Genomic DNA, 15530 nt, shown 5'->3' on the forward strand with positions numbered 1-15530 from the left:
TCCCGACTGGGGGCCCCGGGGGGAGAACGAGGTCCCCACTCCAATCGTCCCACGCTGGGCTGACGGTTCCGGGGCGTGGAGATCGACTGCGGCGAAGTTGTCCACAAGGGACGAGTTGTCCACAGGAATCGGAGAAGGGGTTGCGGCTTCGAGGATGACGTGGGCGTTCGTGCCGGAGACGCCGAACGACGAGATGCCGGCGCGGCGTGGGCGGGAGACGGTGGGCCAGGGCGTTGCGGAGGTGACGAGGGTGATGTCGCCTGCCTCCCAGTCCACGTGGGTGGAAGGCCGGTCGACGTGGAGAGTGGCGGGGACCAGGCCGTGGCGCATGGCGTGGACCATCTTGATCACGCCCGCGACACCGGCGGCCGCCTGGGAGTGGCCGATGTTCGACTTGATGGAGCCGAGCAGCAGCGGCTCCGAGCGGTCCTGGCCGTAGGTGGCCAGCAAAGCCTGGGCCTCGATCGGGTCGCCCAGGGTGGTGCCGGTGCCGTGCGCCTCGACCACGTCGACATCGGAAGCCGACAGACCCGCGGAGGCGAGGGCCGAGCGGATCACGCGTTGCTGCGACGGTCCGTTCGGGGCGGTGAGGCCGTTGGAGGCGCCGTCCTGGTTGATCGCGGAGCCGCGGACCACGGCCAGGATCTGGTGGCCGTTTCGCACGGCGTCGGACTGGCGTTCCAGCACCAGCAGGCCCACGCCCTCGGACCAGCCCACTCCGTCGGCCGACTCCGCGAACGACTTGCAGCGGCCGTCGGCGGAAAGGCCGCGCTGGCGGGAGAACTCTACGAACGTGGAGGGCGTCGACATGACCGTCACGCCACCGGCCAGGGCCAGGGAGCACTCGCCGTTGCGCAGCGCCTGGGCGGCCAGGTGCAGGGCGACCAGGGACGAGGAGCAGGCGGTGTCGACCGTGACGGCCGGGCCCTCGAAGCCGAAGGTGTAGGAGACGCGGCCGGACGCGAACGTGCCGGCGCTGCCCATGCTCTGGTAGCCCTCGAACTCGCTGCCGCTGATCACGACCGAGTAGTCGGTGTACATGACACCGGCGAACACGCCTGTCGCGCTGCCCCGCAGGGAGACCGGGTCGATGCCGGCGCGTTCCAGGGACTCCCACGCGGTTTCCAGCAGGAGGCGCTGCTGCGAGTCGGTCGCCAGGGCCTCGCGCGGGGACATGCCGAAGAACGCCGGGTCGAACAGCGGGGCGTCGTGCAGGAACCCGCCGGAACGGGTGTAGGAGGTGCCGAGGTGGTCGGGGTCGGGGTGGTAGAGCGCGTCCACGTCCCAGCCGCGGTTGGACGGGAAGTCGGTCACGGCGTCGACGCCGTCGACCACCAGGCGCCACAGGTCTTCCGGGGAAGACACGCCTCCGGGGTAGCGGCAGGCCATGCCGACGATCACGATCGGGTCGCCGGAGACCGTCGAACGCACCTCGGCGGACGGGATCACCGCGTCGGCGCCGAACAGTTCGTCGCGCAGGTAGGCGGCGAGCACGCCCGCGTTCGGGTAGTCGAAGACCAAGGTGGCGGGCAGGCGCAGGCCCGTCACGGCGGTGAGCTGGTTGCGCAGCTCGACGGCGGTCAGCGAGTCGAAGCCGAGGGACTGGAGGGCGCGGCCGGGGTCGATCTCGTCGGTGCTCGCGTGGCCGAGGACCGTAGCGACCTGGCCGCGCACGAGGTCCAGCAACGCTTCCAGACGTGCGCCCTCGTCCAAACCGGACAGACGGCTGGTCAGCGACATCGCCGCGCCGGAACCCGCGGCCAGGCGACGCGGACGGGTCTTGATCAGGCCGCGCAGCATCGGCGGGATGTCGCCGCGGCCGCGCAGCACCGGCAGGTCGAGGCGGACCGGGACGGCGTTGCCGGCGCCGACCGCCGCGTCGAAGAGCTCCACGCCCTGCTCGACGGTGAGACCGGGGATTCCGTTGCGCGCCATGCGTTCCGCGTCGGCGCCGGACAGCATGCCCGCGATCCACGGGCCCCACGCCAGCGACGTTCCGGCGAGGCCCGCGGCGCGGCGGTGTTCCATCAAGGCGTCGAGGAACGCGTTGGCGGCGGCGTAGTTGGCTTGGCCCGCCGTGCCGATCGTGCCGGCGACGGACGAGAACACGACGCACGCGTCGAGGTCGGAGGTGAGCTCGTGCAGGTGCCAGGCGGCGTCCACCTTGGGGCGCAACACGGTGTCGACGCGTTCGGGCGTCAAGGACTCGACGGTGCCGTCGTCGAGGACACCCGCGGTGTGCACGACGGCGCGGATCTCGTGCCGCGACAGCAACGATTCCAGGGCCGGGCGGTCGGAGACGTCACAAGCCTCGACGATCACGTTGGCGCCCAGGCCTTCCAGCTCCGCGACGTCGGCTTCACCGCGCCGTGAGACGAGCAGCAGATCGCGGACGCCGTGCGTGACGACGAGGTGGCGGGCGATCACCAGGCCGAGGCCTCCGGTGCCGCCGGTGACGAGAACCCTGCCCTGCCAGGAGAATCCACCGGCGGGTGCCAGCCGGGCCAGGCGCGGCACGAACGCTTCGCCGTCCCGCAACCGGATCTGCGGCTCGTCCAGCGCGAAGACCTCCGGCGGCACCTCCCCGTCCGACTCGACCAGCACGAAACGGCCGGGGTGCTCGGTCTGCGCCGACCGCACCAGACCCCAGACGGCGGCGGCACCGAGGTCGCCGGGGCGCGTGACGAAGGCGAGACGGTCCTGGCGCCCATCGCTGATCCACTGCTGCAGGCGGGCGAGCACCCGTGCCGTCAGGGCGTGCGCGGACTCGACCGGTGAGCCGTCGGAAACGACGTGCTCCACTTCGGCTTGAGCGGTCTCGGCGGGGAGTGCGACGGGCGTCCAGTCGACGTGGAACAGCGCTTCGCGCGCGATCCCGGAATCATCGGCGGGAATCGGACGGGTGACCAGGGACTCGACCGACACGACCGGGGTGCCGTTGGGGTCCGTCGCCGCGACCGCGAACGACTCGCCATGGGGACGAATGCGCACGCGCAGCGCGGAAGCACCGGTCGCGTGCAGCGAAACCCCTTGCCATGCAAAGGGCATGCCGCCTTCGGACGTGCTGAGGTCCACGGCGTGCAGAGCAGCGTCGAACAGCGCGGGGTGCAGGCCGTAGCGGTCCGCGTCCTCGGTGACGGCGACCTCGGCGTAGACGTCGTCGCCGAGCTTCCAGGCCGCGCGCAAGCCTTGGAACGACGGCCCGTATGCGAAGCCGTTGTCCGCGAACCGTTCGTAGAACCCTTCCAGGGCAACGGCTTCCGCACCTGCGGGTGGCCAGGAAGCGGTGTCGAAGCCTGGGTCGGCGGTGCCGGACGCGAGGAAGCCTGTGCAGTGTTCGAGCCACGGGGCGTCCTGGTCGAGGCGTGAGTACACGGCGATGGAGCGGCGTCCGGTGCTGTCGAGGGCGCCCACCGCGACCTGGAGCTGCACCGGGTCGGTGAGGACGAGCGGCGCCGACAGGGTCAGGTCGTCGACGCGGTCGAGGCCCAGCTCGTCGCCCGCGCGCAGTGCCAGTTCGACGAACGCGGTGCCGGGGAAGAGGATTCGGCCGCCGACGACGTGATCGGCCAGCCACGGCTGCGTCGCGACCGACAGCTTGCTGGTGAACAGCACGCCCTGTCCGTCGGCGAGCTCGACGGCGGCGCCGAGCAGCGGGTGGCCGACCGCGGTGAGGCCGAGGCCGGACGCGTCGGCGTTCTTCGCGGCCGACGGCCAGAAACGCTGCCGCTGGAACGCGTACGTCGGCAGGTCGACCCGGCTGCCGCCCTCGTAGAACGACGTCCAGTCGACGCCGGTGCCCGCGACGTGCAGGCGGGCCAGTGCGGTGATGAACGTCGTGCGCTCGTCGCGGTCCTTGCGGAGCGTGGGAATGCCGTCGTCGACCAGTGCCGACAGGACGCCGTCGGGGCCGATCTCCAGGAATGTCTTGTCGCCCAGGTGGGTCACGGTGTCGTGGAAGCGGACGGTGTCGCGGACGTGACGGACCCAGTATTCGGGGTTGGTGACGTCGCCGAGGCCGGGGATGGACGGGGTGTGGAAGGTGATGTCGCTGATGGCCGCGCGGAAGTCGTCGAGCATCGGGTCCATCAACGGCGAGTGGAACGCATGGCTCACAGCCAGCTGCTTCGACTTGCGGCCGGCGAACTTCGCCACCAGCGCACGGGCCTCGTCTTCTTTGCCCGCGATGACCAGCGAGTCCGGCCCGTTGATCGCCGCGATGGAAATGCCCGGCGTGAGGGTGATCTCGTCCTCGGTGGCCTGCAGCGCGATCATCACGCCACCTGGCGGCAGCGCCTGCATGAGCCGCGCACGCTCGCGCACCAGCTTCGCCGCGTCTTCCAGGCTGAACACACCCGCGACGTACGCAGCCGCGATCTCACCGATGGAGTGACCGGCCACGTGGCCGGGCTTGACGCCGAACGACTCGACGAGGCGGTAGAGGGCGACCTGCAGGGCGAAGATCGCGGGCTGCGCGTTGCCGGTCTGGTCGAGGGCTTCGGCGTCATCGCCCCAGATGACCGCTCGCACGTCCAGGTGCTGGGCGACCTCGTCGAACGCCTCGCGGAACACCGGGAACGCCTCGTACAGCTCACGGCCCATGCCGAGCCGCTGCGAGCCCTGCCCGGTGAACAGCATCGCGAGCTGCTTCTCGGCGGCGGTGCCGCGGGCGATCTCGGCCCCGTCGAGGACCACCGCGCGGTGGTCGAAGAGCGTGCGCAACGACAGCGAGTACCCGACGTCCTTCGGGCCGGCCGCCACGTCCGCCAGCCGCGCGAGCTGCCCGGCGAGCGCCGCCTCGGACTTCGCGGACACCAGCCACGGAATCGATTCCGACTGGGGGCCCCGGGGGGAGACCGAGGTCCCCACTCCAATCGTCGCACGGGGGTCTGACGGTTCCGGGCGGACAAGATCGGCAACGGCCGAGTTGTCCACAGACGCCGAGTTGTCCACAGATTTCGGCGAGCCCGGTTGCCCGGCGTCACCGCTCGGTACGCTGGAAAACGGGGGGATCCCCGACGGCGCCTCCACGATCAGGTGCGAGTTGGTGCCGGAGACGCCGAACGACGAGATGCCGACGCGGCGCGGGCGATCCACCGCGGGCCACGGGGTTTCCGAGGTCAGCAGCGAGACCGCGCCGGCCGACCAGTCGACGTGGGAGGACGGCTCGGTGATGTGCAGGGTGCGCGGCAGGACGCCGTGCCGCATCGCCTGCACGGCCTTGATCACCGAGGCGACGCCCGCCGCGGCCTGCGTGTGGCCGATGTTCGACTTCACCGAGCCGATGTAGAGCGGGACCGTGCGGTCCTGGCCGTAGGTCGCGATCAGCGCGGCGGCCTCGATCGGGTCGCCCAGGGCGGTGCCGGTGCCGTGCGCCTCCACCGCGTCGACGTCAGCGGGAGACAGGCCCGCGGAGGCCAGGGCCGCGCGGATCACGCGTTGCTGCGAAGGGCCGTTCGGGGCGGTGAGGCCGTTGGAGGCACCGTCCTGGTTCACGGCCGACCCGCGCAGCAGGCCCAGCACGTGGTGGCCGCGAGCCACCGCGTCGGACAGGCGTTCCAGCACCAGCATGCCCGCGCCCTCGGCCCAGCCGACACCGTCGGCCGAGTCGGAGAACGCCTTGCAACGGCCGTCCGCGGCGAGACCGCGCTGCAGGGTGAACTCGACGAAGGCGTGCGGGGTGGCCATGATCGTCACGCCGCCGGCCAGCGCGAGCGAGCATTCGCCGCCGCGCAAGGCCTGCATGGCCAGGTGCATGGCCACCGACGACGAGGAGCAGGCGGTGTCGACGGAGACCGCGGGGCCCTCGAAGCCGAACGTGTAGGACAGGCGGCCCGACAGCACGGACGCGATGAGGCCGGTGGAGGCGTGCCCGTCGCCGTCCACCGACACCAGGTCCGCGTAGTCCTGGCCGTTCGTTCCCACGAACACGCCCGTGGAGGAACCGCGCAGCGCGGCGGGGTCGAGGCCCGCGCGTTCCAGGGCCTCCCAGGTGAGCTCCAGCATCATGCGCTGCTGCGGGTCCATGCCCAGCGCCTCGCGCGGCGAGATGCCGAAGAAGCCGGCGTCGAACGAGGCCAGGTCGGTCAGGAACCCGCCCTCCTGGGCGAGCGACGTCGACCGCAGCGACGAGAGGTCCCAGCCGCGGTCCGCCGGGAACGGGGAGACCACGTCGCGGCCGGAGGACACGACGTCCCACAGCTGCTCGGGAGTGGTCACACCGCCGGGGAAGCGGCACGACATGCCCACGATCGCGATGGGCTCGCTGTGCTTCTGCTCCAGCTCGAGGACGCGTTCACGAGCCCGGCGCAACTCGACCGTGACTCGCCTCAGGTAGTCGGCAACCTTGTCCTGCTGCTCTTCCTGCACTGGTCCGTCCTCATTTCGTGCGGGCAAACACTGCTTCTACGAGAGGTCGAGCAACTCGTCGTCGATGATGGTCAGGAGGTCCTCGACGGAGACGTTCCGAATGTCGTCGTCCGAAGTGGACACGGGTTTCTTCAAGCGCGCGAGCACCTTCTCCAGGCGTTCGCGGATCGCGTCGTGGTCGGACTCCGCGGCCGAGGCGAGCGACGCCTCGAACCGGGCGAGCTCGGCCAGGGCGGATCCGTCGACCGCGCACGACAGGCCGGCGAGCAGGTGTTCGGCTACCAGGCGCGGAGTCGGGTAGTCGAAGACCAGTGCCGACGGCACCGGCAGTCCCGTCGCGGCCTTGAGCCGGTCGCGCATCTCCACGGCGGTCAGCGAGTCGAAACCCTGGTCGCGGAACGCCTTCTCCGGGTGGATCGACTCGACGCCGGTGTGGCCCAGCACCGCGGCGGCCTCGGACCGCACCAGGTCCAGCAGCACGCGTGACCGGTCGGCCTCGGACAGACCCGCGAGCTTCTCCTGCAACGCCACCTCGGCGCCGGCCGCGTCCGCGTCGGCGGACAGAGCCGCGACGGCCTCGGGGATCGACGAGAACAACGGCGACGGGCGTGACGAGGTGAAACCGGGCGCGAACCGGGCCCAGTCGGTGTTCGTCACGGTCAGCACCGTCTCACCGTCCGACACGGCCTGCACCAGCGCCGTCAGCGCCAGCTCCGGCTCCATCGGCAGCACACCGTGCCGGCGCAGCTGGTCGTAGGCCTGCGGATCGGTCGCCATGCCGGCCTCGGCCCACGCGCCCCACTGCACGGACGTCGCCACCAGTCCCTGGCCGCGGCGGAACTGCGCCAGGCCGTCGAGGTAGGCGTTCGCGGCCGAGTACGCGGGCTGACCACCGCTGCCCCACGCCGCCGCGCCGGACGAGAACAGCACGAACGCGTCGAGGTTCCCGGTCAGCTCGTGCAGGTTCCGCGCCGCCACCATCTTGGGGCGCAACAACTCCCCGAGCTGGTCGGCCGACAGTGACGACAACGGCGCGTCACCGGAGTCGATGCCCGCGCAGTGCACCACCGCGGTCAAGTCCGGGAACCGAGCCAGCAGCTCTTCGAGGGCGGCACGGTCGGCGACGTCGCAGGCCTCGACCGACACCTCGGCACCGAAACCTTCGAGCTGCGCCACGAGATGTTCGACGCCAGGTGTCAGCGAGCCTCGGCGTGAGGTCAGGACGACGTGCGAGGCACCACGGGCAGCCATGGAGCGCGCCACGAACCCGCCGAGCGCGCCGGTGCCACCGGTGATCAGGACGGTGCCCGACGGCGCCCAGTCCTCACCGTGCTCACCGCGCGGCGCGGGTACCAGGCGGCGGGCGAACACCCCGTTGCCGCGCACCGCGATCTGGTCCTCGCCGAGCGAGTTCACCAGCGCCGCCTGCAGGCCCTGCGCGATCTGGGTGTCCACGCCGCCCGGCAGGTCGATCAACCCGCCCCACCGGCGGGGCTGCTCCAGCGCGGCCACCCGGCCCAGACCCCACAGCGCCGCCTGCACCGGTGAGGTCACGATGTCGCCGTGACCGGTCGACACGGCACCGCGGGTCACCGTCCACAACGGAGCGTCGATGCCGGCCCGCAGCAGCTCCAGCGTCCCCGCCAGCGGAAACGGCACGTCACCCGAGTCGTCCCCGGCGCCGAGCAGCGACACCACGCCCGTGAACTCGCGCCCGGCCAGTGAGCCGGCCTCGTCCAGCGACACCGCGACCCCGCCGAGGATCTCCACGACGTCCCGCGTCCAGGGGTCCTGCTCCCCCGGCGGCACGACGACCAGCCACGACCCGGAGAACGCGCCGGACAGCGACAGCCGGTGCCACGACTCCCGGTACCGCCAGGAGTCCACAACGGACTGTGCGCGCTGCCGGGTCCGCCACGACGACAACGCCGGTACGACGGCTGCGGCGACCTCGGGGTCGAGATCCAGCACGGACGCCAGCTCGTCGTTCTCCACCAGCTGCCAGAACGCGGCGTCCAGCGGATCGGCCTGGCCGGCCGCGACCTCCGGCTCCGGCCAGAACCGGGAACGCTGGAACGCGTACGTGGGCAGGTCGACGCGCACGGCACCGGTGCCCTCGAACAACCGCGACCAGTCGACCGGCACACCCACGACGTGCAGGCGTGCCAGCGCCGTCACCACCGAGGCCTCCTCGGGCCGTTCGCGGCGCAGCGCCGGCACAACCGCGGTGTCGAGCGGCACCGCGCCGGTCTCGGTCATCTCCGCCACCAGCGCCGACAGCACGCCGTCCGGGCCGAGCTCCAGGAACGCCGACACGCCCTGCCGGCCCAGCGCCCGCACGCCGTCGGAGAACCGCACGGCCTCGCGCACGTGCCGCACCCAGTACTCCGGCGACGTCAGCTGCTCGCGCACGGCGAGCTGCCCGGTCACGTTCGACACGACCGGGAGCTGCGGCTCGGAGAACGACAGGCTCTCGGCGACCGCGCGGAACTCGTCCAGCATCGGGTTCATCAAGGGCGAGTGAAACGCATGGCTCACCGTGAGACGCTTAGTCTTGCGGTCCGGGAGCCGGTTGACGATCACCGCGACCGCGTCCTCGGTGCCCGCGACGACGACCGAGCGCGGGCCGTTGACCGCCGCGATGGAAACGTCGGGCCCCAGCAGCGGCAGCACTTCCTCCTCCGTGGCCTGCACCGCCACCATCGCGCCGCCGGAAGGCAACGCCTGCATCAGCCGCGAGCGCGCGTCCACCAGGCGGCACGCGTCCTCCAGGGAGAAGACCCCGGCCACGTGCGCGGCGACGATCTCGCCGATCGAGTGCCCGCCCACGAAGTCCGGCCGCACCCCGAACGACTGGGCCAGCCGGAACAACGCCACCTCGACCGCGAACAACGCCGGCTGCGTGTACCGGGTCGCGTTCAGCGCATCGACGTCGTGGCCCCACATCACGTCCCGCAGCGACGCGTCCAGGTGCTCCAGCACCGCGTCGAACGCCGACGCGAACACCGGGAAACGCTCGTACAGCTCGCGTCCCATGCCGAGCCGCTGCGACCCCTGCCCGCTGAACAGCACCGCCAGCGGCCGCTCCGACGCCACCCCGCGCGCGACCTCGACACCGTCGAGGAGCACCGCACGGTGCTCCAGCTGTGCCCGCGTTGACACCAGCGACGCGGCGATGTCGAGAGCCGGAGCCTCGACCGCCCGGATCCGCGCTATCTGCGCTTCCAACGCCGTCGCGGACTTCGCCGACACCACCCACGGAATCGATCCGGATTGACCGGCCCCCTGGGGGGAGCCACCCCCCATCCCAATCATCTCAGGCGGGTCTGACACTTCCTCGAGGATCACGTGGGCGTTGGTGCCCGAGACACCGAACGCGGAGACCGCCGCACGCCGTTCCCGCGACACCGCGGGCCACGGCTGCTCCGAGGTCAGCAGCTCTACCCGGCCGGTCCCCCACTCGACGTGCGAGGACGGCGACGTCACGTGCAACGTCCGCGGCAGCACGCCGTGCCGCAACGCCATCACCATCTTGATCACGCCCGCGACCCCGGCGGCGGCCTGCGTGTGCCCGAGGTTCGACTTCACCGACCCCAGCCACAGCGGCACGTCCCGGTCCTGGCCGTAAGTCGCGAGCAACGCCTGCGCCTCGATCGGGTCGCCCAGCGTGGTTCCGGTGCCGTGCGCCTCCACCACGTCGACGTCCGAAGTGGACAGACCGGCGGACGCAAGCGCTTGCCGGATCACCCGCTGCTGGGACGGGCCGTTCGGCGCGGTCAGCCCGTTCGACGCACCGTCCTGGTTGATCGCCGAGCCGCGCAGCACCGCGAGCACCGTGTGACCGTTGCGGCGGGCGTCGGAAAGCCGTTCCAGCACGACCAGGCCGGCGCCTTCCGACCAGCCGGTGCCGTCCGCGGAGTCGGAGAAGGCCTTGCAGCGGCCGTCCGCGGAAAGCCCGCCCTGGCGGGAGAACTCCACGAACGTCTGCGGCGTCGACATGATCGTCACGCCGCCCGCCAGCGCGATCGACGACTCCCCCGACCGCAGCGACTGCGCGGCCCAGTGCAACGCGACCAGCGACGACGAGCAGGCGGTGTCGACGGTGACGGCCGGGCCCTGCAGCCCCAGGGTGTAGGCGACGCGACCGGACACCACGCTGCCCGCGGTCCCGGTCGTCCAGTACCCCTCGGTGCCGGCCGGCGCGTCCAGCAACCCGGCGCCGTAGTCGTGGTACATCACGCCCGCGAACACGCCGCCGTTGGTGCCGCGCAACGAGACCGGGTCGATGCCCGCCCGTTCCAGCGCCTCCCACGACACCTCCAGCAGCAGCCGTTGCTGCGGGTCCATCGCGAGCGCCTCGCGCGGTGAGATCCCGAAGAACTCCGCGTCGAAGTCCGCGGCGTCGTGCAGAAAACCGCCCGAGCGCGTGTGCGAGGCGCCGTCGAACAGCTTCTCCAGATCCCAGTTGCGGTCGGCCGGGAACGGCGACACGACGTCCGCGCCCGCCGTCACCAGCCGCCACAGGTCCTCGGGCGAGGCGACCCCGCCGGGAAAGCGGCAGGCCATGCCGACGATCGCGATCGGCTCGTCCGGCAACGGCCGCACGGCCTCGGACACCGCGGCCGCGCGTTCGCCCAGCAGCTCCGCGCGCAGATGCCGGGCCAGCACCACCGGCGTCGGGTAGTCGAACGCGACCGGCGCCGACAGGTGCAGGCCGGTCGCCGCGGTCAGCCGGTTGCGCAGGTCGACGGCGGTCACGGAGGTCAGGCCGAGCTCGCGGAACGTCTTCTTCGACTCCGCCCGCTCGGCACCGGTCAGGCCGAGCACGCCCGCGACCTCGGTGCGCACCAGGTTGAGCAGGAAGATGTCCTGCTCCTCCGCCGACATCGCCACCAGCCGCTGCCGCAACGCGGACAGGTCGCGCTCGTCCGGCGTGGCCAGCCGCGCCGACACGTCGATCAGGCCGCGCAGCAGCGCCGGCACCTCGGTCGACGACGTCTGCTCGCGCAGCGCGGCGCTGTTGATCCGCATGATCACCGCCTGCGCCAGGCCCGCCGAGGTCGCGACGTCGAACATCGCGGTGAACTCCTGCGTCGACAGCTCACCCACCCGCGACGCCGTGGTCGGCGCGTCCGTCGAGCCCACCGCGAGGAACGTCGCGGCCAGTTCGCGCCTGCGGCGGTAGCGGGCCAGCGCGTCCAGGAACGAGTTCGCCGCCGCCTGCTCCCCCGACCCGACCAGGCCGAGGGCGCCCGCGACCGTGCAGAGCATGACGAACGCCGTGACGTCGCCGCTCTTGGTGAGCTGGTGCAGGTTCACCGCACCGTCCACAACGGACCGGAACACGTCGGCGCGGCGCACGGTCGGCTTCGCCGGGTGCTCGCCCTCGCTGTGGATGACGGCGGTGACCGGCCGCTTCAGCTTGCCCAGCACGTCGGCCAGCGCCGCCCGGTCGGCCACGTCGCACGCCGCCACGGCCACGCGCGCGCCCAGCTCGGACAGCTCGGACTCCAGCTGCGCGGTCGCCTCGTCGGCCCGGCCGCGCGGGCTGATCAGCAACAGGTGCCGTGCGCCGTACGCGGCAACGAGATGCCGGGTCAGCGCGGCGCCCATCGTGCCGTCCGCGCCTGTCACGACGACCGTGCGCTTGGGGTCGATGCGCAGCACCTCGTCGCTGTCGACCGACGCGGAGACGCGCTTCAAGCGAGGCATCAGCGCGATGCCCGACCGGATCGCGAGTTGCGGCTCGTCCGCGGCGACCGCCAGCGGCAGCACCCCGGTGGACGACGGCAGGTCGTCGATGTCGATCAACGTGAACCGGTTCGGGAACTCGACCTGCAACGACCGCAGCAACCCCCACACCGGCGCGTGCACGAGGTCGCGCACGTCCTCGACCCCCGCCGCCACCGCGCCGCGGGTCAGCACGACCAGCCGCGAGTGCGCGAACCAGTCGTCGTTCACCCACGTCCGCAGCACGCCGCCGACCTTGCGCAACGCCTCCTGCGCCGCCGTGGTGAGCTTGCCGCCGGTGTCCATGTCGTCCGGGCAGCACAACACCGCGACGTCCGGGGCCGTCTCACCCTCCACAACGGACACGTGCAGCGCGGCGGCGTCGGCGTGGGTGGCGACGTGCACACCGGCCGACGCGAGGGAGGCGGTCAGCCCGAACGCGTCCGGTCCGACGACCGCCCAGCGCTTCGCCAGTTCGAGCGAGGTCGTGCGCACGGACGGCATCGGCGCCCAGTCCATGCGCAGCAACGACTCGTGCTGCCCGCCGCTCGCGGCCCGCAACCGGGCCGGGCGGTCGAGCAGCACGTGCCGCGTGATCTTCCCGGACGTGGTGCGCGGGATGTGGTCGATCTCGTAGAGCTCTTCAGGCACCTTGAAGTTCGAGAGCTGCTCGCGGCAGGCGTCGTACAGGCGCACGGGATCCAGGCCCTGCTCGCCGGGCACGACGAACGCGATCGGCACCTCGCCGAGGATGTCGTGCGGTTTGCCGACCACGGCGGCGTCGGCGACACCGGGAACACGCAGCAGCACCTCCTCCACCTCGCCGGGGTGGATGTTCTCGCCGCCGCGGATGATCAGCTCCTTGACCCGGCCGGTGATCGTCACGTACCCGTAGAGGTCGCGGCGCGCCAGGTCGCCGGTGCGGTACCAGCCGTTCGGCATCGCCTGCGCCGTGGCCTCCGGCTGGTTGTGGTAGCCGACCATCAGGCTCGGGCCGCGCACCCACACCTCGCCCTCGGCCTCCGCGTCGACGTCGATCCCGGTCTCCGGGTCGACCAGCCGCACCGCGAGACCCGGCACCGGCAGGCCGCACGAACCGGGCACCCTGGTGCCGTGCGCCCAGTTCACCGCGATCAGGCCGCACGTCTCGGTGCTGCCGTAGCCGTCGAGCAGCGCGACGCCGAACAGCGCCTCGAACTCCACCCGCAACGCCGGCGGGCACGGCGAGCCCGCGGTGAGACACCGGGTCAGCGCGCTCGACGACACCTTCCGCGTGCGGGCGACCTCCAGCAGATGGTGGTACATGGCGGGAACACCGCACATGAACGTGTAGTCGTCGCCTTCCAGCGCGGTCAGCACCTCGTCCGCCGCGAACCCGTCGAGGATCCGGGCCGTGGCACCGACCGCGGTGACACCGACGACGCACAGCACGTGCGCGAGGGAGTGGTGCAACGGCAGGGGCCACAACACCTTGTCGTCGTGGTTCAACCCGATCACCGGGGCGTAGCAAGCCGCGACCGACCACAGGCACGCGCGCTGCGAGGACAGCACACCCTTCGGCTTGCCGGTGGTGCCGGAGGTGTAGAGCATGAACGCCACGTCGTCGAGGCCCTGGTCGTCCCGCGCGGGCACGGCGGGGTCGCGGGACGTCAGATCCTGGTAGGAGACAACGGAACCACCGCGCGGCAGCGGTTCGTCGCCGCTCACGACCACCTTCAGGTAGGGACGGCCGGGCAGCAGCTTGCGGACCTGTTCCAGGTGGGCGAAGTCGGTGATCACGACGCGGGCGCCGCTGTCGTCGAGCACGTAGGCGAGCTCGGCGTCGGCGGAGTGCGGGTTGAACGGCACCGCGACCGCGTTCGCGCGCGTGACGCCGAGGTAGCTCTCGATGATGTCGACGCTGTTGCCCAGGAAGATCAGGGCCCGGTCACCCGGCTGCAGCCGCAGTTCGGCGAGGTGCCCGCCCAGCCGCCAGGTGCGCCGCTCCAGCTCCGCGTACGTGACCGCGCGCCGCGAGTCCGCGAACGCGACCTTCTCCGGCGCGTTCGCGGCGTGGTATCGCAGCAGGTCGGACAACGGCCGGATCAGTTCGGTTCGAAACATCCCGACGGCGCTCCCTATTTACTGGCGACGTGGCTTGCACCTCGAGCGATGCTAGCCTCGGCCGCACGGGGCCAGTAAGTAGGAAATCCCCTAGCACCCCCCTAGGACCCCCCTATCATCCCGCCCGAAAGTGCTTTCCCCGGCGGAGCCGTTTTGCGGGGCACGCCCGGTGGCTAATCTTTGGTCACCGGCCCGGCAGAAAGCCCGGAAGAGAAGATCAAAAGAATCACCAGGTTTCACTCCGCCAAATGTTTTACCTACTCCTCGGAGGGGCATTTCAATGACTCAGGCGCAGCAGACGGTGGACCTTCCCAGCTCCGCGTTCATCGGCCTGACCGAAGTCAACGACGCAGCGGCCACCGGAAACGTTCTCGGCGTCATCAACTACACCACCGAGTGCACCGCCCCGCGTGTCGAGAATGGCCTTCTGACCCTCGACCTGCACATGGCCGCCGACGAGGGTGAGGCGTTCGCGGAGGTGTGGAAGACCGGACGTCCGGTCGAGACCGGAGAGCACCACGGTGTCGTTTACGCCCACGACGGCGAGTACCTGCTCGTCGCCGGCCGCATCGCCCCGACCGGCCGCTACACCGAGGACACCCGCGCCGCCTACGTCGCGGCGCTGGACCTGATGGACACCCTCGGTTACAAGAACTGCTTCCGCATGTGGAACTTCATCAACGACATCAACGCCGACAACGCCGAGGGCCTGGAGATCTACCGGGACTTCTGCAAGGGCCGCGCGGAGGCGTTCGAGCTCTTCTGCTTCGGTGACTCCGAGGTGCCGAGCGCGACCGGAATCGGCTCGCTGGGCGGCGGGATCGCTTTCTACTTCCTCGCCTCCCGCTCGGCGGCGCTCACGTCGGTGGAGAACTCCAAGCAGATGGCCGCCTACCACTACCCGAGGCAGTACGGCCCGCGCCCGCCCAAGTTCGCGCGGGCCACCTACCTCGCCGCCACGCACACCGACCGCAGGTCAGGGCAGATCTACGTGGCCGGCACCGCCAGCATCCGCGGCCACGAGACCCTGCACGACGGCGACATCGCGGCACAGGTGAAGTTGTCACTGGACAACATCGAGCACCTCATTTCCGACGAGAACCTGGCGGACTACGAGATCACGCAGGGCAATTCCTTGCTGGATCTCGACAACATCAAGGTCTACGTCCGGCACCGCGCCGACATCCCGGTCGTGCGCGCGATGTGCGAGGAGCGTTTCTCCCCGAACGCCCGCGTCCAGTACCTGAACGTCGACGTCTGCCGCGCCGATCTCCTCGTGGAGATCGAAGGCATCGTCGCCTGAAACGTCCGGCCGAACCAGAACCAGG

The 15530-nt window shown here is 71.2% G+C and carries 3 protein-coding genes (1 of these 3 running past the window's edge); 1 reads left to right on the forward strand and 2 read right to left on the reverse strand.

Going from position 1 to position 15530, the window contains the following annotated elements; translation table 11 throughout:
• Both ACWEIJ_RS07045 and ACWEIJ_RS07050 read right to left on the reverse strand, forming a co-directional pair.
• Positions 1-6369, reverse strand: partial view of a type I polyketide synthase gene (locus tag ACWEIJ_RS07045; protein WP_449836241.1) — the beginning only. The gene continues 21480 nt to the left of window position 1, outside the view; 6369 of the gene's 27849 nt are visible here — the first part of the coding sequence; the start codon lies at positions 6367-6369; the stop codon falls past the left edge of the window.
• A 36-nt stretch (positions 6370-6405) separates the two neighbouring features.
• Positions 6406-14202 carry a type I polyketide synthase gene (locus tag ACWEIJ_RS07050; protein WP_449836242.1) on the reverse strand — a complete coding sequence of 2599 codons (7797 nt, stop codon included), beginning with the start codon at positions 14200-14202 and terminating at the stop codon, positions 6406-6408.
• 280 nt (positions 14203-14482) lie between these two features.
• Between ACWEIJ_RS07050 and ACWEIJ_RS07055 the strand changes: the two genes are divergently transcribed.
• Positions 14483-15505: an FkbO/Hyg5 family chorismatase gene (locus ACWEIJ_RS07055; RefSeq protein ID WP_449836243.1), complete on the forward strand. Its 1023-nt coding sequence runs from the start codon at positions 14483-14485 to the stop codon at positions 15503-15505.
• Positions 15506-15530 lie beyond the last annotated feature (25 nt).

The organism is Lentzea sp. NPDC004789 (assembly GCF_053601075.1).